This is a genomic window from Corynebacterium kozikiae, from assembly GCF_024580965.1.
GTDB lineage: Bacteria > Actinomycetota > Actinomycetes > Mycobacteriales > Mycobacteriaceae > Corynebacterium > Corynebacterium kozikiae.
The window spans coordinates 1-18,640 of record NZ_JANIKJ010000004.1 but is presented as its reverse complement, the minus strand read 5'-3'; the positions used below and the strand labels follow the sequence as shown (position 1 = coordinate 18,640).

Here is an 18,640-nt window from a genome sequence, read left to right as displayed (position 1 = left end):
GCTGGTGACGGTTCCGGTGCCGGTGCGCCTTTAGGGTGTGGCTTCCGGCTTAGGTGGTGCGATCGGTGCCTGTGCAGGTGCCGACGCCCCAGGTGCCGGTGGCACACCCGGAGCCGGAGGAGCCGGGGGAGCCGGGGGAGCTGGTGGTGTGGCTGGCGCTGGTGGCACAGGTACTGAAACAGAAGGTGCGGCGGGGGCTGCTGGAGCTGAAGGCACTGGTGGCACGGCCGGAACTGCAGGCGCCGGAGAAGACGGAGGTGCTGGAGGTACTGGCGGTGCAGATACTGTGGGCGCGCCAGGTACTGAGATTGCCGGTGGAGTAGGTGGCGCCGGTGGTGCTGCCGGTGTTGGTTGGCTGGCCGGGGCCGGTGGCGCCGTGGGAGCTGCTGGTGGAGCCGGTGGGGTCGGTACAGAAACAGCTGGAGCAACCGGAGCTACCGGGGCTACCGGGGCTGCCGGAGCGGCAGGAGCTGGGGGAGCGGCGGGTACTTGTGGTGCTGCGGCTGGGGCAGGAGGCGCGGTAACAACCGGAGGTATCGGCACAGTCGGGCTAGCGGGAGCTGAAGGAGCTGCGGGAGCTGGAGGAGCGGGCACTGCCGGTGCGGCTGGCGCAGCAGGCGCTGGTACAGAAGGAACCGACACGACTGGAGCTACTGGAGCTACCGGAGCAGCAGGTGCAGCAGGCGCTGGTACAGAAGGAACTGACACGGCCGGAGCTACCGGAGCTACTGGTGGTACAGGAGCAGCAGGCGCTGCGGGCGCAGGTGGTGCCGTCGGCTTCGCTCCTGCTACCGCTGCCGGCGAAGTAGCGCCGGCTCCGCCCGCTGAATCCTGACCGATGCCCTTTTTGGTGCCCTTCTCCTGTGTAGGCCCGGTGGGTAGGGCGTGGCGGATGGGTTCGTCAAGGTAGGAGGGGGTGCGTGGGGTGGGGAGGGTGCCGTCGGTGGTGAGGATGGAGTCGCGGAGCATCTGTGCAACGTCCTTGACCTGCGGTGTGGCGTCGGAACTCGTGCCGGCACCAGCCGCTTTCACGCCGCCGGCCATCATGCTGTTGCAGAATGGGCAGCCCACGGCGATTTCGGCGGCGCCGGTGCCAATGGCTTCAGCTGCGCGATTCTCATTGATGCGCGTGCCCAGGTTTTCCTCCATGAACATGCGTGCACCGCCTGCGCCACAGCAGAAACCTTCATTGCGGTTGCGTGGCATCTCGATGAGTGCACCGGTGCCTGCGGCGGCCTCGATGAGTTCGCGTGGTGGATCAAACACCTTATTGTGACGGCCCAGGAAGCAGGGGTCATGGTAGGTGATTGGCCTGCGATTTTCGGGGCCGCGGGGGACGGGCGTGAGCAGGCCGTCGCGGACCAGGCGGTTCAGGAGCTGGGTGTGGTGGAAGACGTCGTAGTGCCCGTCAAAGTCGGGGTACTCGTTGCGCAGCGTGTTGAAGCAGTGCGGGCAGGTGGTAATGATCTTGCGCTGCCCCTTGGGGTGCTGGGCAAAGGCCTCGTCAAGGGTTGCCACGTTTTCCGCGGCCAACATTTGGAAGAGGAACTCGTTGCCAGCGCGGCGGGCGGGGTCACCGGTGCAGGTTTCACCCTTGGAGAGCACAGCAAACTTCACGCCCGCGGTGTGTAGTAACTCCACTACCGCGCGGCTGGTGCGGCGGCCGGCGTCGTCAAAAGCGCCTGCGCAGCCCACCCAGAACAGGTACTCAAAGTCACCGTCGCCAACCTCCGGGACCTCAATGCCGTCGCGGCGAGCCTCCTCGATCCAAGAAGCGCGTTCCGCCTGGTTGCGGCCCCAAGGGTTGCCCTTGACCTCAAGGTTTTTGAACAGGCTCCCCAGCTCGCCGGGGAACTCGGATTCGGTGAGCACCTGGTAGCGGCGCATGTTGGCAACGTGGTCAATATGCTCAATGTCCACCGGGCACTGCTCCACGCAGGCGCCGCAGTTAGTGCAGGACCACAGGGCGTCCTCATTGGTGACGAGCTTGCTGCCCTCGGGGTCCAAAAGGACGTCGCGCAGGTCCGTAACCAGCAGCTTGGGGCTTAGCGGCTTTTCCGTGTGCCACGCGGGGCACTGGTCCTGGCAGCGGCCACACTCGGTACAGGTTGCGGTGTCCAGCAGCATCTTCCACGGCGCGTGCTCACGCAGGCCGACGCCCAACACATCCTCATCATCCACCGTCTCCAAGGTGAGTTCGCGCCCCTTGGACACCATGGGCGTGAGCTTACCCAGGGCCTTTTCGCCCGTTGGGTTGCGTTGGAAGAAGAGGTTGAAAAACGCCAGGATGCGGTGCCAGGCCACTCCCCAGGTGATGCGGCGGCCCACCACCGCGAGCCACAGCATGCCGGTGAGCAGCTTGACCAGTGCGAACACGCTCACCATCACAGAGCTTGCCGGCAGCAGTGCCGCAAGGTGAATGGTGAGGAAATCTGTGACCGGGGAGCCGTGGCCAAAGGTGGCAATCTTGCCTGCCTTCACGGCCAGCATGCCAAGCGCCTCAAGAAGCACCACGGCTTCCACAAAGTAGGCGGCGCGGGCGTTCGAGCCGTAGAAACGAGACACCCGATCCTTCCCGCCACTTACCAGGCGCACCGCGATGAGGAACAAAATACCCAGCGTGGTGCCCACGGCGAGCACTTCCTCAAGGAAGTGGTACACACCCCAGTCTTTGAGCAGCGGCCAGCCGCCGGCGGGGTTGAACGTTTGAATATAGGCCTCAAACCACACCACCACGCCGAGCAAGAACCCCAGCATCACAAACCAGTGCGCCACGGCAACAGCGGGTTTGCGCATCAGTTCCGTGTGGAAGAAGGCCTCCTTCAGCGTCTGCGCGCCGCGGCGCAGCGGGCGGTTGGTGCGCCCCGGTGAGGGCTCACCCGCAGCGATAGTCCGGTAGAGCTTCAAACAGGCGCTGAGGAAGATCCACCACGCGGGCAGGGAGAGTACAAGGCCGATGGTGCCAATGAGATATTCAACGGGCATGGGTATTAGTAGACACTAGAAGCACACCGGAGCGCCATGCGCCGTGGCCACGAACTCTTCCCACTGAGCCAGGGTGCGGTCGCTGGGAATGTCCAGCGTGCCGATCCAAGGCGTGAAGGGGACGCCGCGCTCCCGGAGAAAGGTGTGGAAATCCGGCAGAGGGCGAGAGGTGGCAGCAAGAGCCTTTTCGACGTCACGCTCGCTGGTGAGCACTGCATCAAACGCCGCTTCGAGTTCCTGGGGACTGAGTGAAACGTTGCCGGTCACACGGATTTTACGAGCGAGTGGGTGGCTGGTGCGCAGTGCTGCGATTCCTACGGGTGCTGGAAGGGAGTCGATTAGTTCCACCTCAATGGTGGGGTTGCAGCGCATGATCAGATCCAAGGTGTAAAGGCCGCGGGCGTTTGCGCCAACGATTGCTATGCGGGGTGCTTTGCGAGGCATGTGCATCCTTTCCTTGATCCAATTACTAGACTGAGCTGTCTGTGAGTATAGAACCAAGCAGTCTGTAGTGGGGAGAAGGATCATGGTTTATGCTGGTCACTGGCTCGTGAATATGAATAAAATTCTAGACCGAGCTGTACAGTTGCGGGAATTTTGAGGAGGAACTCGTGGACCACATGGACGATCAGCGCGGGGCGCTGAGCAAACTCCTCTTTCCCAAAGGCAGTGACCCCGACCCCCGCTTCACCCTAGCCAACGAGCGCACCTTCCTGGCGTGGATCCGTACCGCATTGGCCCTTCTCGCAGGCGGGATTGCCGCCGATGCCTTTGCCGCCCCACTGGCGCAGGAAGGGGTAAGACAGTGGGAAATCCTTGCTTTGGTGTTACCCATTTTCGGTTTCCTGGTGGCCGCTTCGGCGCTGATCAGGTGGGTGCGGGTGGAACGTGCGATGCGCGAGGGCCGCTCTTTGCCCGTGCCTGGGGGCGCTGTGCTCGTCGGCACCGCTGTGCTCGTGGCCGCCGTAATTCTCTGGAGTGTTGGTGCGGGCGCCGCATGATGATCCCGGCAGGCAGCCTGAGCGCACGCTGCTCGCCTGGGATCGCACGCTGCTTGCACTGATCACACTCGCGCTGTTGCACCTGCGTTTTGGTGCAGCATCCTGGGTGTTTGGGGTGCTCACACTCGCGATGCTGCTGCCTGTGGCGCTTACCTGGATGCGCCGCTACCTGCGGCAATCACGTGGGATCTTGAGCGGGCGCTACGAGCCGGCGGCGGAGCTGGTGTGTTTCAGCGCGCTGGCAACGTGCGGCTTGTGCGTGGTTGTTGCGCTTGGGTGAGGGTTGGGTTGGGTTGGAGGGGCTCACTGCATGCCTTACCTTGGTTCCGATCAACCCCAACCGACTCGTTGCGGGCGCAGAAATCATTGCACCCGAGGGCCCGCATATGCGACTACACACCCCGCATAACAAACCCCAAACCCCCTGAGTGAAAAGACACTATCGGAAACTCACTCAGGCGCTACCATTTCAAACTTCTCAACATTCAGAGCAAAATCAAGTTGGCTCAATCTTGCATCAATGATTTCCGCACTCAATTGAGCCAACTCGGGTCTCATGAGGAACTGAGGTCACTCGACACTTTGCCGCCCTTGCCCAAGCGTGGTTACTAAAATTGCAAGGCTACGCGCTGACAAAATTGAAAAAGTTTCCCTCTGCCCCTTTTCCGGGGTTGCCGGAATCAAGCTCTCGCTCCTATGCTCAAACCTGCAGTGGCGGCGTTGAAACACACGTACCGCGCTAATTCCGGCGGCTGGATCACTTCTTGTGATCTGGCCGCTGAGCTTTTCAAAGGACCCTCCATCTGGCAGACGCCACGCAAGACCAGGTGAAGGGACAACGCCCAGCCCCAGCCTTTATCGCCAGAACCACGCACTCACTTTGGGCTGTTCGCCATCCCAGACAGCAAAGTCATGGTCGTATTCGAGCAACCCAACAAACATCGGACGCCTCACCACCGCCGTTGCCTGCGATGCTGGTGTGACGGTTCGCTATCTTCCGGACCTGGCCATGCGGCAGCGATCGCGAATACATGCCGTTGCCCTGGCACGCCGAAGGCTCAACGTCCTATTTGCCATGATGCGCAACAACGGGTGCTACCAGGAGAAAGTATCACTCCACATCAACGTGGTCTAGAACACTAGACCCCAGCCGGCTGGTAAACGCCAGCCGGCTACTTGGCACCTCCGACACAGCAATCAACCCTGCGGGGCAATCACCCTAGATGCCTGCCCCACTGAGTCGACAACGCGAACGAGAACCCCCCCAATGAACTGCTTAGCTGCGGGAGTGCTCCACCATGTCAGCCCACTCCACAACCTTCTTGCGCTCGCGGCCCTCGGCCTCGCCGAAGGCGCGCTCGGCGGCGTCGAGTTGGTGCCAGCCTTCCCAGGTGGTGTATTCCACGCCGCGCTCGGTGAGCAAGGTGGTGATGTCGCCGTCCTTGCCTGGGGTGAGGCGGCCCTCGGCGGCGTCGCGCAAGAGCATGTCCGTGGTTTCCTTGGCGTCGGACTTGGTGTTGCCAATCAGGCCAACTGGGCCACGCTTGATCCAGCCGGTGGCGTACAGGCCTGGGACGATGTTGCCTGCTTCGTCCAGCACGTGGCCGCCGTCGTTGGGGATCACGGCGCGCTCTTGGTCAAATGGGACGTTATCCACGGCGTCGGAGCGGTAGCCCACGGCGCGGTAAATTGCCTGCACTGGCCAGTCGGTGAACTTGCCGGTGCCGCGCACGCCGCCGTTGCCGTCCAGCTCCGTGCGTTCGGTGCGAAGGCCCACAACCTTGCCGTCCTTGCCCAAGATCTCCACTGGGTTTTCAAACATGTGGATCTGCAAGGTGTGCGGTGCTTCCTTGGGTTCGCGGATGGCGTACTGTTCCAGGATCTGGCACACCAGGTCCTGGGACTTGGAGTCGCGGCGGGCCTGCTCGGAGGCGGCGTCGTAGTCAATATCCTCTGGGTCCACCACAACATTGATGTTTGGTGAGTGGTCCAGCTCCTTGAGCTCCTGCGGAGTGAACTTTGCCTGTGCTGGGCCGCGGCGGCCGAACACGTGGACCTCCTCGGCCTGGTTCTGCTTCAGGGACTCGTACACATTGTCCGGGATTTCGGTGACCAGCAGCTCGTCGCCGGTCTTGGCCAAAATGCGGGCCACGTCAAGGCCCACGTTGCCCACACCAATCACGGCTACCTGCTTGGCGCTGAGGTCCCAGGAGCGTTCAAAGCGTGGGTTGCCGTCGTAGAAGCCCACGAACTCGGCTGCACCGAAGTTACCCTCAAGGTCGGAGCCTGGGATGTTCAGGTCGCGGTCTGCAACTGCGCCGGTGGCAAAGACCACAGCGTCATAGTGATCAAGGAGTTCTTCCACCGTAAGGTGCGTGCCAATGTGGATGTTGCCCAGCAGGCGGATGTTAGGGGTGTCCAGCACGCGGTGCAGAGAGGTGATGATGCCCTTGATGCGTGGGTGGTCAGGGGCCACGCCGTAGCGGATCAGGCCAAATGGGGCTGGCATCTGCTCGATGAGGTCAATGTGGATCTCGCCCGCGGCGTTCTTTGCCAGCAGGTCAGAGGCGTAAATACCGGCGGGGCCGGCGCCAATCACGGCAACCTTCAAGGGTGCATTCATTTCTTGGAACTCCATTTCCGTTCATAGACCAAGTGGTCTAAAAGCTAGGTGGAAAAAATCTTCCTTGCAAACTTTTCTACCATTTTTATTCACATTTGTACGCGCGCAAGCTGTATAAATGGGGAGTAGACCGGTGGGTCTAATTGCATAGACCGCTCGGTGCAGATAGGTTTTGCAGAAGTTTGGTGGTGAGTGATTCCACAACCAAAATCGGCAAGTTGGTGACGTCGGTACGCAACCGCTGCCACCACGAGCAACTACACACCCAGTATCCAGCAAGGAGCGCCATGTCAGCCCCAACCCGCGCACGCAAGCCGGAAGGCCAGTGGAAAATTGACGGCACCGAGCCGCTGAACGCTGATGAGCGTATCAAACAGGAAGACGACGGCCTCTCTGCCCGCCAGCGAGTGATTGATATTTACTCCAAGCAGGGCTTCGCCTCCATCCCGGCGGAGGACCTGGCGCCAAGGTTCAAGTGGCTGGGCCTCTACACCCAGCGCCGCCAAGATCTGGGCGGAGAGCTCACCGGGCAGTTGGAAAACTCCGAGCTCCAAGATGAGTACTTCATGCTCCGCGTGCGCTTTGATGGCGGGCGCGTCACCCCAGAGCAACTCCGTGTGGTTGGCGAGATCTCCCGCGATTACGCGCGCTCCACCGCGGACTTCACTGACCGCCAAAACATTCAGCTCCACTGGATCCGCATTGAAGATGTGCCCACCATTTGGGAAAAGCTGGAGGCAGTGGGCCTTTCCACCCTCATGGGCTGCGGCGACGTACCCCGCGTGATCCTGGGTTCCCCCGTGGCGGGTATCGCGGCAGATGAAATCATTGACGCCACCCCCGCCATCGAGGAAATCGTGGAGAACTACCTCATGCGTGAGGAGTTCGTGAATCTGCCGCGCAAGTTTAAGTCGGCAATCTCGGGCAACGCCCGCCAGGACATCACCCACGAGATCCAGGACATCGCCTTCATTGGCGTGGAGCACCCCGAGCACGGCCCCGGCTTTGAATGCTTTGTGGGCGGCGGCCTGTCCACCAACCCTATGCTCTCCCAGTCCCTGGGCGCGTGGGTGCCAATCGAGCGCGTTCCCGAAGTCTGGGCCGGCGTAGCAGGGCTGTTCCGTGATTATGGCTTCCGCCGCCTGCGCAACCGCGCGCGCCTGAAGTTCCTGGTGGCGCAGTGGGGGATTGAGAAGTTCCGCGAGGTCCTGGAAACGGAATACCTCACAGCGCCGCTTATCGACGGCCCCAGCGCCCCAATCAACCCAGGCTCCAGGGATCACCTGGGAGTACACCCCCAAAAAGACGGCAATTTTTACGTTGGCGTGAAGCCCACCGTGGGCCATGCAACCGGCGAGCAGCTCATTGAGATCGCCCAGGTAGTGGAAGACTTCGGCCTGACCCGCCTGCGTACCACCCCAGACAAGGAGCTGCTGTTCCTGGACGTGCCAGAAGATCAGATCGAGCCGCTCTCCGCAGCTTTGGACGCCACCGGCCTGTATTCCAAGCCCAGCGAGTTCCGCCGCGGCATCATCTCCTGCACTGGCCTGGAGTTCTGCAAGCTCGCACACGTGACCACCAAGGCTCGGGCCATCGAGCTGGTGGATGACCTTGAGGCGCGCCTGGGGGACCTGGACGTGCCGCTGAAGATTTCCCTCAACGGCTGCCCCAACGCCTGCGCCCGCTCCCAGGTGGCGGACATCGGCCTCAAGGGCCAGACCGTGACCGATGAGGATGGCAACCGCGTGGAAGGCTTCCAGGTGCACCTGGGCGGCGCGCTTGGCCTCAACCCGGACTTTGGCCGCAAGCTGCGCGGACACAAGGTGACCAGCGTGGAAGTTGGGGACTACGTGGTTCGCCTGGTGGAAAAGTACAAACAGCAGCGCACCGAAGGTGAGCAGTTCCGTGAGTGGGTCCTGCGCGCGGATGAGGCTGACCTGCAGTGAGCATGCGCCGCAAACCCAACCCCAACCGGAACCACCCCGAGTACTGCCCGTACTGCGCAGGTACGCAACTGTTCCCGGATGAAGAAACCGAATTCGCCTGGAACTGTCAGGATTGCCTACGCGTATTCTCTGTGATGTTTCACGGGCAGGATGACCCTAAGCACAGACCAGCCCCGTCGGCGTCGGCAAGCGACGCACTCAAAGCCTCCCTAGGAGCGAAGCGATGAACCTACTGACCAGCGGAAACTACCGCGACCCAGCGATCAGCCCCGAGGGGCCACGCAGCTCGGAGCCGCTTGACCCCGCCGTCGCTGCGCGCAACGCCGAGCTCGTGGAACAGTGGGCCGGCAAGCTCTACGATGCCTCCGCGCAGGACATCCTCGAGTGGGCCCACGAGTACGCGCCGGGCAAGCTCGTGGTCACGCTTTCCATGGAAAACACCGTGCTTGCGGAGCTCGCCGCCCGCCACCTGCCGGACTCTGACTTCCTCTTCTTGGACACTGAGTTCCACTTCCCCGAAACCATGGACGTAGCCGCCCAAGTGGAGCAGCGCTACCCACAGCAACTGGTCCGCGCCAAGGCCCTGCTCAGCCGCGAAGAGCAAGACAAGGTTTACGGCCCCGCGCTGTACAGCCGCAACAACACCGCCTGCTGCCGCATGCGCAAGGTTGAACCGCTCGCCGTTGCCCTGAGCCCCTACGCAGGCTGGGTGACGGGGCTTCGCCGTGCCGACGGCCCCACGCGCGCCACAGCCCCAGCGCTGAGCTTGGATGCAACGGGCAGGCTCAAGATTTCCCCCATCATCACTTGGACGCTGGAGGAAACCGATGAGTTCATTGAGCGCGAGCAGCTCATCATCCACCCGCTGACCAAACAGGGCTACCCATCTATTGGCTGCGCCACCTGCACCCTGCCAGTGGAGGAGGGGCAAGATCCGCGCGCAGGCCGCTGGGCCGGCAGCACCAAGACCGAGTGTGGGTTGCATACTTAGGTTTTTGGCCTGATTGGTTTTGCCTGTTCGCCTGAATTGCCGCCTATTTTGCGCTCTGCACACCCATAAGGAAACACTTTCACATGAATCACACCCCACTTTCCCCGCACCTCAAGGAACTGGAAAACGAGTCTATTCACATCCTGCGTGAGGTAGCCGGCCAGTTTGATAAGGTTGCGCTGCTGTTCTCCGGCGGCAAAGACTCCGTTGTTGTGTTTGAGCTGGCCCGCCGCGCTTTTGCTCCTGCGGCGGTGCCGTTTGAACTGCTGCATGTGGACACTGGCCACAACTTCCCCGAGGTGCTTGAGTTCCGCGACAACCTGGTAGCGGAAACCGGCGCCCGCCTGCGTGTGGCCAAGGTCCAGGACTGGATTGACCGCGGCGAGCTGCAGGAGCGTCCCGACGGCACCCGCAACCCACTCCAGACCGTGCCGTTGGTGGAAACCATCGCTGAGCAGGGCTACAACGCCGTGCTCGGTGGTGCGCGCCGCGATGAAGAGCGCGCCCGCGCAAAGGAGCGCGTGTTCTCCGTGCGTGATTCCTTTGGTGGCTGGGATCCCCGACGTCAACGCCCCGAGTTGTGGAACCTCTACAACGGTGGTCACCTGCCGGGTGAAAACATCCGCGTGTTCCCCATCTCCAACTGGACGGAGGCGGACATTTGGGAGTACATCGGCGCGCGCGGCATCAAGCTGCCAGCAATCTACTTTGCGCATGAGCGTGAAGTGTTTGAGCGCGACGGCATGTGGCTGACCCCAGGCGAATGGGGCGGACCAACTGACCGCGAGGAACTGGTGACCAAGCAAGTGCGCTACCGCACGGTGGGCGATATGTCTTGCACCGGCGCAGTCCTTTCCTCCGCCACCACCATTGACCAGGTGATCGCTGAGATCTCCACCTCTACTTTGACCGAGCGCGGCGCAACCCGCGCAGATGATCGCCTGAGCGAATCCGCGATGGAAGACCGCAAGAAGGAAGGCTACTTCTGATGACCGCCGAGACTCAGCAATTGAACCAGGACCAGCAAACTGCAACGCAACGCCTTGCCCAGCGTGAGACTTTGCGTCTGTGCACCGCCGGCAGCGTGGATGACGGCAAATCCACCTTCGTGGGCCGCCTGCTGCATGACACCAAGAGCGTGCTGGCAGACCAACTCGCCTCCGTGGAGCGCACCTCCCAGGACCGCGGCTTTGACGGCCTGGACCTTTCCTTGCTGGTAGACGGCCTGCGAGCCGAGCGCGAGCAGGGCATCACCATCGACGTTGCCTACCGCTACTTTGCCACCGACCGCCGCACCTTCATCCTGGCGGACACCCCAGGTCACGTGCAGTACACCCGCAACACGGTCACCGGCGTTTCCACCTCCCAGGTAGTGGTGTTGCTGATCGACGCCCGCCACGGCGTAGTAGAACAGACCCGCCGCCACCTCACCGTTGCAGCCCTACTGGGTGTTCGCACCGTGATCCTTGCCGTGAACAAGATCGACTTGGTGGATTACTCCGAGGAGACATTCCGCGCTATCGAGGCTGAGTTCAACACCATTGCCGCCGGCTTGGGGATTGACGCTACCCATGTGGTGCCAATTTCTGCGCTGAAGGGTGACAACGTGGTGGAGCCGAGCGAGAACATGCCGTGGTACACCGGTTCCACCGTGTTGGAATTGCTGGAAACTGTTGAGGTTTCCCATGGCCGTGCCCACGAGCTGGATTTCCGTTTGCCGATTCAATACGTGATCCGCGAGCACGCCACCGATTACCGCGGCTACGCAGGCCTGGTCACCGCTGGTTCCGTTGAGGTTGGTCAGACGGTGTACCTGCCACATGGTCGTAGCACCAAAGTGGTGGGCATTGACACCGCCGATGGTGAGGTTTCCCAAGCTCAAGCTGGTGATTCCGTGGTGCTTCGCCTGGCCGAGGAAATTGACCTCGCCCGCGGGGACCTGATTGCCGGTCCAAAGCGCCCGGAAGACGTGCGTTCCTTCGATGCCACCGTGGTGGGCCTCACCGAGCGCAACATCACCCCAGGGCTTATGGTAAAGATCCGCTACGGAACCTCCTTGCTTAAGGGCCGCATTGCAGAGGTGTCCCGTGTGCTGGACATCGACGGCGTAGCGGACAACGAGACACCGGAGAGCTTTGGCCTCAACGACATTGCCCATGTGCGCATTGACTTGGCCCAAGAGCTGCCGGTGGAGGACTACGCGGCGCGTGGCGCTGTGGGCTCCTTCCTCGTGATCGACCAAGCCAGCGGCAACACCCTGGCAGCCGGCCTCGTGGGTAAACGCCTGCGCTAAATGACCGCGCTAATCCTGCTCTCCCACGGCTCCCGACACCCCCACGCGGATGCCGGGGTTGAGGCGCTCGCCGCCGCCGTGGAGGAACCAGCATTCGTTGCACACCTGGACTTCTCCGGCCAGGACCTGCAGCACACCGCGGGACTTGTGCACGAGGCGGGGCACCGCGAAGCCATTGTGGTGCCGCTGCTGTTTACGCACGCGTTCCATGCGCGTTTCGACGTCCCCAGGGTGGTCCGTGAAGCCGAGGAAGCACTGGGCCTTGCGCTGCATATCAGCGCGGGCTTGGGCACTGGTGTTGAGCTTGCGGAGGTTCTGCGCCCAACGCTGTCCCCGGAACCGGGTGTGCTGAATGTGCTGTATTCGGTGGGTTCCAGCGTGGAGGAAGCCAACCAGGCGGTGGATGCGTTGGCTTCGAGCCTTGGTATGGAATCCGTGGCGGCCACCCGGGGTGGTGTGGCAGCCCTGGAGGCGCTACGTGCTCAACATGGTTCCCTCCATGTGGTTCCGCTGTTTGTGACCCACGGTCTGCTACTCGACCAGGTGATACACGCAGAGCTGGAGGGGGTCACGGTAGGCGAGCCGCTCGGGGCACGGCTCGCCCCCGTGGTGGAGCAACGCTACCGCGAATGTCTAGCAGGGTTGCGTGAGCGGTGAACGCTCGCTGCCGAATGGCTGTTAGTTTGAGGCTTTTCCTCCTAGTTACCTAAGGGCCGTCTCGCGGTAAATGACTTTCAGGTTCTCCAGCTCAACCTGTCCAGCCAAGGCATTCAGTAAGCACGAAACCCCTCCGCTGTTGGGAGTCAATCGGTGGCCCAACAGTGGAGGGGTGTTCAGTGGTGAAGGCGGCAGCTGCGGCAGCTCAAGCGCGGTTTACTTATCTCCGGCCGAATCCTCCGCCGCGGCCTCAGTAGAGCTCAATGGCTTACTTTCCGCCACCACGTTGGTGTTCTTCTGCTTGCGCAAGCTCAGTTTGTTGAGGCGTTCCATGAAGGAACCCCACGCCTCCTGGGGAGTGGTCTGTGGGCCACCCACGCCGTTGGTGGCCATCTCAATGTCATCCAAGGTGATCTCGCCAGCGCGCAGACCCACCAGCTCAGAGTGGTAACGGATCAACACGGCGATGGTGGCGGCAACCGGCACAGCGAGGAAGGCACCGATGATGCCGAACAAGGCGGAACCTACCGTCACGGAAAGCAGCACCACTGCGGCATGGAGGTTCATGGCACGCGACTGCAAAATTGGCTGCAGCACGTTGCCTTCGATCTGCTGCACCAAAATGATCAAACCAAGTACCAACAATGCGTTGGTCAAGCCATTGCTCACCAATGCCACCACCACGGCAATAGTGCCTGCGGTGAACGCACCGATGATCGGGATGAAGCCACCAAAGAAGGTGAGTACGGCAATCGCCAGGGCCAAAGGTACGTTCAGCACCACCAAGCCAATGCCGATGAACACAGCGTCCACCAAGGAAACAATCGCCTGAGTACGGATGAATCCACCCAGGGTGTTCCACACACGGGTTAGGGCCTCAGAAAGGTGCCAACCAACGTTCGGGCCGGTCATGCGGCGCACCATTGGGAGGAACTTGGTGCCGTCTTTCAGGAAGAAGAAGGTGAGCACCAGCACCAGCACCATAGTCACCACAATGGAACCAGCAACGGACACACCAGAGAACACGCTGGAGGCAATGTTGGAGGACTGTCCCTGCACCCAAGCGCGGGCCTGATCCAGGTACTGGTCAAACGTGCTGGTGTCCAGGTTCAGTGGCGGGCCCTGCAGCCATTGCAGAATACGGTTGATGCCCTCGCTCGCACGGTTGATGAGGTCCTGTGACTGCGAAGCCACGCTCGGCGCAATAGCCGAAACAACGCCCGCGATGAGCGCAAAAAACGCAACAATCACAATGATCACCGCAAGCGCCGGTGGCACCTTTCGCGCGCGCAGCCACGCCACCGGCGGCCACAGCACGGTGGCCACCAAAATAGCCAACATCACTGGCAGCAGGCCCACCCAAATGGCGGCGAGCCCACGCCAAAGAATTACGGAGGCAATGACCACGATGATGAAACGCAGCGCCCAACCAGCAGCCCAGCGGGCGTCCTGACCGAGCACGTCAGCGCGGTCCCGGCGTGGGGTAGTCAGGTGGTCTTCCTCATGCGGCTTGGCGGCCAGCGGCTCGGAGGCCTCCACGGCACGGTCTAACAAATTGGAGAGGTCTTTGGGGTCGTTCATGTTGTTCATCGCGCTTAATCATGCCACACGGGCCCTAATTGGCCAACGGAGCTGCATAAATAGAAAACGCCCCACAGGAACTCCGGTGTCCCATGGGGCGGTTGTGAGCGCAGCGGCTACACGTTCTCAGGCGCAAGCTCCGGGGAGATCACACCAAAGCGGTGGCGGGTTGCCGTCACGGTCTGCTCCAGCAAGAACGGGAGCAGCTCACGGCGGCCGTCGGCAAGGACCTCCTGATCCAGGATTACCGAGCCAGACTGTGCAGCAGCAGCGTAGAGCGCCTCGTCTACCTCGCCAATCGTGCGGACACGGGTGGATGTCTGCTTTTCGACGTGCGCGGCGAAGTCAGCGTCCCCGATCGCCTCAACGCCGGCCACCGCGGCAATTTCCTCGGCGGCGCTGAAGCGTACAGGGGAGCCTGTGAGAGCGGCAGCCAGCTTCAGGCGCAGCAGGTCACGCTCCTTGTAGCCCGCGCCGACGCGAACCTCCAGTGCCTGCAGGAGTGGGCGGTAGCGGAACACGTTGGACTCGCTGACCAAACCGGTGCGGTCGTGTTCAATGCCGAACTCCTCGTTCCAAGCAGCCGCATCCAGGTAGGCAGCCTTGCGCAGCCAGGCGCTGTCTGCGTCGGAAAGCTCCACCTCACGCAGGGCACGGGTGATCTCTGGGCGTAGGGAAGCGGTTGGGACGGAATCCAGGTTGCCCTCAGCCCATGTACCCTGCTGCGCAACGTAGTTCGGGCCGCCAGCCTTGGCGCCGGAACCGATGGAGGAATCCTTCCAGCCGCCAAAGGACTGCCGTTCCACGATCGCGCCGGTGATGCCGCGGTTGATGTAGGCGTTGCCCACCTCAACATGCTCGCGCCAGTACGTGATCTCCTCTGGATCGAGCGTGTGGATGCCGCCGGTGAGACCGTAGCCGGTGGAGTTTTGCCACTCGATGGCTTCCTCCAGGGTGTCCGCGCGCATGATGCCGAGAACTGGGCCGAAGCACTCGTTGGTGTGGTACCAAGAACCGGGCTTTACGCCGTCGCGCACGCCGGGGCTCCACAAGGTGCCTTCGTCGTTGAGCTGACGCGGCTGGATGAGCCACTTTTCGCCTGGTTCGAGCTGAGTCAGGCCCCGCTTGAGCTTCTCACCTGGGGCTTCGATGATGCCGTTCATGGTGGTGGAGATGTCTGAGCCAGGGCCCACCTTGAGGGTGCGCACCGCGTCCAGCAACTGGTTAATGAAGCGCTCCGAGGTTCCCACGGAACCCACCAGGATCACCAAGGAGGCGGCGGAACACTTCTGACCGGCGTGGCCAAATGCAGACTTGTACACGTCAGCCACGGCCAGATCCGGGTCAGCCGCAGGAGTCACAATGATGGCATTCTTGCCGGAAGTCTCCGCGTTGAGCACCATCTTTGGCTTCCAGGAACGGAACAGGCGAGCGGTATCGGAAGCGCCAGTGAGGATCACGGAGTCCACATCCTCATGAGACACCAGACGCTTACCGGCCTCTGCCTCATCAGCGTTGACCAACTGCACCAGGTCAGGGTTGTGGCCTGCTTCCTTGAGACCAGCGCGGATGACGTCCACGGCAACCTCAGCCACCCGCACCACCTGGGGAGCAGGCTTGATGATCACAGCCGCACCCGCCGCGAGTGCGGAGAACACGCCACCCACTGGGATCGCCATTGGGAAGTTCCAAGGAGGCGTGATCAGCACAACCTTGTATGGGGTGAACTTGGAGCGTGCCTTATCCAGCTCGCGGGCAGACTGGGCGTAGTACATGGCAAAGTCGATGCCTTCGGAAAGCTCAGGATCAGCCTCGGCCACAGTCTTACCGGACTCATGCACCATCACGTTCATCAGCTCGCCGCGGTGGTCCGCCAGCTTGTTAGCAATCGCCTCGAGTGCCTGCGCGCGCTCTTCGCCGGTGGTTGCGCCCCACTCAGTACCCAGCTCGCGGGCCTTCGCCACGAACTCGTCGATCTGCGCTGGGTCCGTGATCTCAGGGGAAACGCGCTCACCTGGGTCGGCGGCCAGTACTTTCAGCGCCCAGTCGCGGTTTTGTTGCAGAGATGGGTCGGTGTCTGGCTCGCCGGCAAAGTGGCTGGTGGTCGCGTGGCTTTGGATGCCGGACTCATTGTTCCGGTCCTGCTTACGGTTTGGCCCCGCCACAGTTGTCCAACGGTTTTCCACAGCAGTGCGGAATGCCTGCTCCTGAGACTCCAATGGGGTGAGGTGATCCGGACCCTCAACCTCAGGAGCAAACAGCGCGTGCAGGAAGTTCTGCTTTTCTCCGTTTTCCTCCAGGCGGCGCACCAGGTAAGAAACGGCAACGTCAAAGTCCTCAGCGTGGACCACTGGGGTGTACAGGATCAGCCCACCCACAACCTTTTGCACAGCACGGGACTGTGCAGGTGCCATGCCCTGCAGCATCTCAATGTCCAACTGGTGCGCTACGCCGCGCCGGGTTGCCAGCTCGTGAGCAAGAGCCACGGTGTAGAGGTTGTGGGAAGCCACGCCAATGCGCACGTTGTCTGCGTGCTCTGGCTGCAGGATGTAGTCCATCAGGCGGTAGTAGTTCGCATCAACGTCCGCCTTGTTGGAGTAGGTGGCCAGCGCCCAGTCGTGCATCTCCGCATCCACACGCTCCATAGAGAGGTTTGCACCCTTGACCAGGCGAATCTTGATTGGTGCGCCACCTGCTGCGCGGCGCTCCTTGGCGAACTCCGCCAGCTCAACCAGGGCGTCGAAGGTGTCCGGCAGGTAGGCCTGCAGCACAATACCCACCTGCAGATCCAGGAACTCATCTTCAATCATGAGCTCCTTGAACAAGCGAATGGTCAGCGTGAGGTCTTTGTATTCCTCCATGTCCATATTGATGAAGGCGTGTGGGCTGCGCTTCTTGGCCTCGCGGTACAGCGGGCGCAGACGATCCTTCAGGCGCTCGGTGTTGCCCTCAATGTCCCAAGGGTTGAGCTGTGCACACACCGAGGAAGCCTTGATGGAAACATAGGTCACACGTGGGTTTTGCAGCAGTTGGCGGGTGCGCTCAAGGCGGGACTTCGCCTCGTCATCACCCAACACTGCCTCACCGAGCAGGTTCAGATTGAGCTGGAAGCCCTCACGCTTTGCCTCATCGAGCTTGGCGTTGAGCGCCTTGCCTTCGGCGTCTAGGACAAGGTGGCCCACCATCTGGCGCATGCGCTTGCGCGCAAGAGGCATCACGACGCCCGGCAGCACCGGCGCGGCGAGGGAACCAGCGGTGACCAGGCCCTTGTCTACCAGGCCGATGAAGTCAGGCAGCACGGAGTGCTTGGAGAATGGGGAGGCGAGGTTGGCGAGCTCCTTCGCCGCCACCTTGTTGTCTTCTGGACGGGCAACCTTATCCACAAAACCCATGGTGAAGGCAATGCCATCCTTATCCCGAACCAGTGCGGCGAGCTGCTCGGTGTTCTTCGCTTCCTTCTTGGAAGCTGCGTTGTCCGTCTCAGCGAGCCAATCGTGCGCACGGGCAATGGCTGCGGAAAGCACCTCCTCCACGTCAGCGCTATTGGCAAGCGGAGTGTGGGATGCGGAATTGGTTTGGCCCTTTTGGGATTGTGGGCTCTGTGGGTTCTGTGGGGTGTGAGCATTCATGGGGAACTCCTTGGGAAAAAACTTCAATGAAAGGGGTTGCCGCGGGGGATAGGAGAGCTGCAGCAAATGTGGGCAGCGCTGCGTAAGGCGTGCCAGAAGGGCCACCTAAGGTGGTGAACATGAGCGTGCAGTGACGAGCAGCAAGAGGTACTGCCTGATTTGCTGCTTCGTTTGCTTCCTGAATGGCTGCCTGGATTTTGGCTGCGCTCGAACATGCCGCCGCGGCTCCGCGCTCTACCGGATGTTGCCCATCGGCAATGCCGATGGGCACTCATGGACACGGTGGCGAGGAGTGATGGGGAGTTCTTTACAGCACCGGTGGGCGGTCAGAGACGTGCCGGGTGCTGGAGCGGAAGAGGTGCAATACCGTCTGCCTTTCCAGGGAAGTTATTGAGTGAAAAACCGTTGAGGTTGAGCGAAAGTATAGAGCCAAAATCTCAAAAGAAACAAGGATAAATTCGGTCATATGATAGGTGAGTGATCACACACTTTATTTGGCCAGTTCACGAGGGTTTTACTCACCCTTATGGGGGTGGTTGAATATTGCCCCCGTTCGGCTTCCCTGCATTTGATCCAGGACCCCTGCTGCAGCTCCTCTCTGCGGAGCGCTGCCGGAACCGGGGATTACCTCCGTTTTAGGTAGGGCCTGTAATTTTTTTCTTCCTCGCCGAGCAGGATTTGTGTAGGTCGGTTAAGGTCACTGGCTAATGGCAGGAGGCAGGGCATTGTCTCGCATTTAATTTGGGGAAAGTTGTGAAAACGATGGTGAAATATCGACGCCTTTTAGCGTTTTTGTCTGTGGTGTTTTGAAGTGTCCCGGGTTTTGTTCCGTTTGAGTAGATGGGAAAATCTGGAACATGCCAAAGAAGTTTGATCAGGATGCGAAGGACCGTGTGGTCCGCTTGGTTGAGGATCGTATTCTGGCGGAGAATCT

Annotated in this window: 14 protein-coding genes and 1 pseudogene; 9 read left to right on the top strand and 6 right to left on the bottom strand. The window is 61.4% G+C overall.

Annotation, left to right across the window (positions count from 1 at the left end):
- Positions 1-30 precede the first annotated feature (30 nt).
- Together NQ018_RS04005 and NQ018_RS04000 are read right to left on the bottom strand one after the other, a co-directional pair.
- Positions 31-2,985, bottom strand: a complete 2,955-nt coding sequence (locus NQ018_RS04005) for a (Fe-S)-binding protein (protein ID WP_257058673.1) — start codon at positions 2,983-2,985, stop codon at positions 31-33.
- Between the two features lie 15 nt (positions 2,986-3,000).
- Positions 3,001-3,429: an oxidoreductase gene (locus NQ018_RS04000; RefSeq protein WP_257058671.1), complete on the bottom strand. Its 429-nt coding sequence runs from the start codon at positions 3,427-3,429 to the stop codon at positions 3,001-3,003.
- 176 nt (positions 3,430-3,605) lie between these two features.
- Here NQ018_RS04000 and NQ018_RS03995 point away from each other — a divergent pair, with 176 nt between their 5' ends.
- The 3 genes and pseudogenes from NQ018_RS03995 to NQ018_RS03985 form a co-directional block, all read left to right on the top strand.
- On the top strand, positions 3,606-3,986 hold the full coding sequence (locus NQ018_RS03995; protein ID WP_257038723.1) for a YidH family protein: 381 nt from the start codon (positions 3,606-3,608) through the stop codon (positions 3,984-3,986).
- The gene (locus NQ018_RS03990; protein ID WP_257038708.1) at positions 3,970-4,266 is read left to right on the top strand and encodes a DUF202 domain-containing protein; all 297 of its coding nucleotides are present in this window, start codon (positions 3,970-3,972) and stop codon (positions 4,264-4,266) included. The genes NQ018_RS03995 and NQ018_RS03990 overlap by 17 nt, the downstream gene beginning before the upstream one ends.
- 617 nt (positions 4,267-4,883) lie before the next feature.
- A pseudogene (locus NQ018_RS03985) lies at positions 4,884-5,022 on the top strand (IS110 family transposase); the annotation flags it as partial.
- A 240-nt stretch (positions 5,023-5,262) separates the two neighbouring features.
- Here the strand turns inward: NQ018_RS03985 and NQ018_RS03980 are convergent.
- Positions 5,263-6,609, bottom strand: a complete 1,347-nt coding sequence (locus tag NQ018_RS03980; protein ID WP_257058666.1) for an FAD-dependent oxidoreductase — start codon at positions 6,607-6,609, stop codon at positions 5,263-5,265.
- A gap of 287 nt (positions 6,610-6,896) precedes the next feature.
- Here NQ018_RS03980 and NQ018_RS03975 point away from each other — a divergent pair, with 287 nt between their 5' ends.
- The 6 genes from NQ018_RS03975 (at position 6,897) to NQ018_RS03950 (ending at position 12,496) form a co-directional block, all read left to right on the top strand.
- Positions 6,897-8,555, top strand: a complete 1,659-nt coding sequence (locus tag NQ018_RS03975; protein WP_257058663.1) for a nitrite/sulfite reductase — start codon at positions 6,897-6,899, stop codon at positions 8,553-8,555.
- Positions 8,552-8,782, top strand: a complete 231-nt coding sequence (locus NQ018_RS03970) for a hypothetical protein (protein ID WP_257038711.1) — start codon at positions 8,552-8,554, stop codon at positions 8,780-8,782. The genes NQ018_RS03975 and NQ018_RS03970 overlap by 4 nt, the downstream gene beginning before the upstream one ends.
- On the top strand, positions 8,779-9,546 hold the full coding sequence (locus NQ018_RS03965; RefSeq protein WP_257038713.1) for a phosphoadenylyl-sulfate reductase: 768 nt from the start codon (positions 8,779-8,781) through the stop codon (positions 9,544-9,546). Before NQ018_RS03970 ends, NQ018_RS03965 begins: the two co-directional genes overlap by 4 nt.
- A gap of 83 nt (positions 9,547-9,629) precedes the next feature.
- Complete coding sequence (gene cysD / locus NQ018_RS03960; RefSeq protein ID WP_257038714.1) at positions 9,630-10,535, top strand: sulfate adenylyltransferase subunit CysD; 906 nt, start codon at positions 9,630-9,632, stop codon at positions 10,533-10,535.
- Positions 10,535-11,839 (top strand): sulfate adenylyltransferase subunit 1, encoded by a 1,305-nt coding sequence (locus NQ018_RS03955; RefSeq protein WP_257058660.1) that lies wholly within the window; start codon positions 10,535-10,537, stop codon positions 11,837-11,839. Before cysD ends, NQ018_RS03955 begins: the two co-directional genes overlap by 1 nt.
- The gene (locus tag NQ018_RS03950; RefSeq protein WP_257054149.1) at positions 11,840-12,496 is read left to right on the top strand and encodes a sirohydrochlorin chelatase; all 657 of its coding nucleotides are present in this window, start codon (positions 11,840-11,842) and stop codon (positions 12,494-12,496) included.
- A gap of 216 nt (positions 12,497-12,712) precedes the next feature.
- Here the strand turns inward: NQ018_RS03950 and NQ018_RS03945 are convergent, their stop codons facing one another.
- The 3 genes from NQ018_RS03945 to NQ018_RS03935 all read right to left on the bottom strand — a co-directional run.
- Positions 12,713-14,086 carry an AI-2E family transporter gene (locus NQ018_RS03945; protein ID WP_257038717.1) on the bottom strand — a complete coding sequence of 458 codons (1,374 nt, stop codon included), beginning with the start codon at positions 14,084-14,086 and terminating at the stop codon, positions 12,713-12,715.
- A 107-nt stretch (positions 14,087-14,193) separates the two neighbouring features.
- Positions 14,194-17,706 carry a bifunctional proline dehydrogenase/L-glutamate gamma-semialdehyde dehydrogenase gene (locus NQ018_RS03940; protein WP_257058658.1) on the bottom strand — a complete coding sequence of 1,171 codons (3,513 nt, stop codon included), beginning with the start codon at positions 17,704-17,706 and terminating at the stop codon, positions 14,194-14,196.
- Positions 17,707-18,410: 704 nt separating this feature from the next.
- Positions 18,411-18,640, bottom strand: a 230-nt coding sequence (locus NQ018_RS03935; RefSeq protein WP_257058656.1) for a hypothetical protein, incomplete at its 5' end; no start/stop codon positions are given.

Excerpts from the sequence above, each read along its gene's own strand:
- NQ018_RS04005 (WP_257058673.1), bottom strand. The coding sequence starts at position 2,985 with ATGCCCGTTGAATATCTCATTGGCACCATCGGCCTTGTACTCTCCCTG.
- NQ018_RS04000 (WP_257058671.1), bottom strand. The coding sequence starts at position 3,429 with ATGCCTCGCAAAGCACCCCGCATAGCAATCGTTGGCGCAAACGCCCGC.
- NQ018_RS03995 (WP_257038723.1), top strand. The coding sequence starts at position 3,606 with ATGGACGATCAGCGCGGGGCGCTGAGCAAACTCCTCTTTCCCAAAGGC.
- NQ018_RS03980 (WP_257058666.1), bottom strand. The coding sequence starts at position 6,609 with ATGAATGCACCCTTGAAGGTTGCCGTGATTGGCGCCGGCCCCGCCGGT.
- NQ018_RS03975 (WP_257058663.1), top strand. The coding sequence starts at position 6,897 with ATGTCAGCCCCAACCCGCGCACGCAAGCCGGAAGGCCAGTGGAAAATT.
- NQ018_RS03965 (WP_257038713.1), top strand. The coding sequence starts at position 8,779 with ATGAACCTACTGACCAGCGGAAACTACCGCGACCCAGCGATCAGCCCC.
- cysD (WP_257038714.1), top strand. The coding sequence starts at position 9,630 with ATGAATCACACCCCACTTTCCCCGCACCTCAAGGAACTGGAAAACGAG.
- NQ018_RS03955 (WP_257058660.1), top strand. The coding sequence starts at position 10,535 with ATGACCGCCGAGACTCAGCAATTGAACCAGGACCAGCAAACTGCAACG.
- NQ018_RS03950 (WP_257054149.1), top strand. The coding sequence starts at position 11,840 with ATGACCGCGCTAATCCTGCTCTCCCACGGCTCCCGACACCCCCACGCG.
- NQ018_RS03945 (WP_257038717.1), bottom strand. The coding sequence starts at position 14,086 with ATGAACAACATGAACGACCCCAAAGACCTCTCCAATTTGTTAGACCGT.
- NQ018_RS03940 (WP_257058658.1), bottom strand. The coding sequence starts at position 17,706 with ATGAATGCTCACACCCCACAGAACCCACAGAGCCCACAATCCCAAAAG.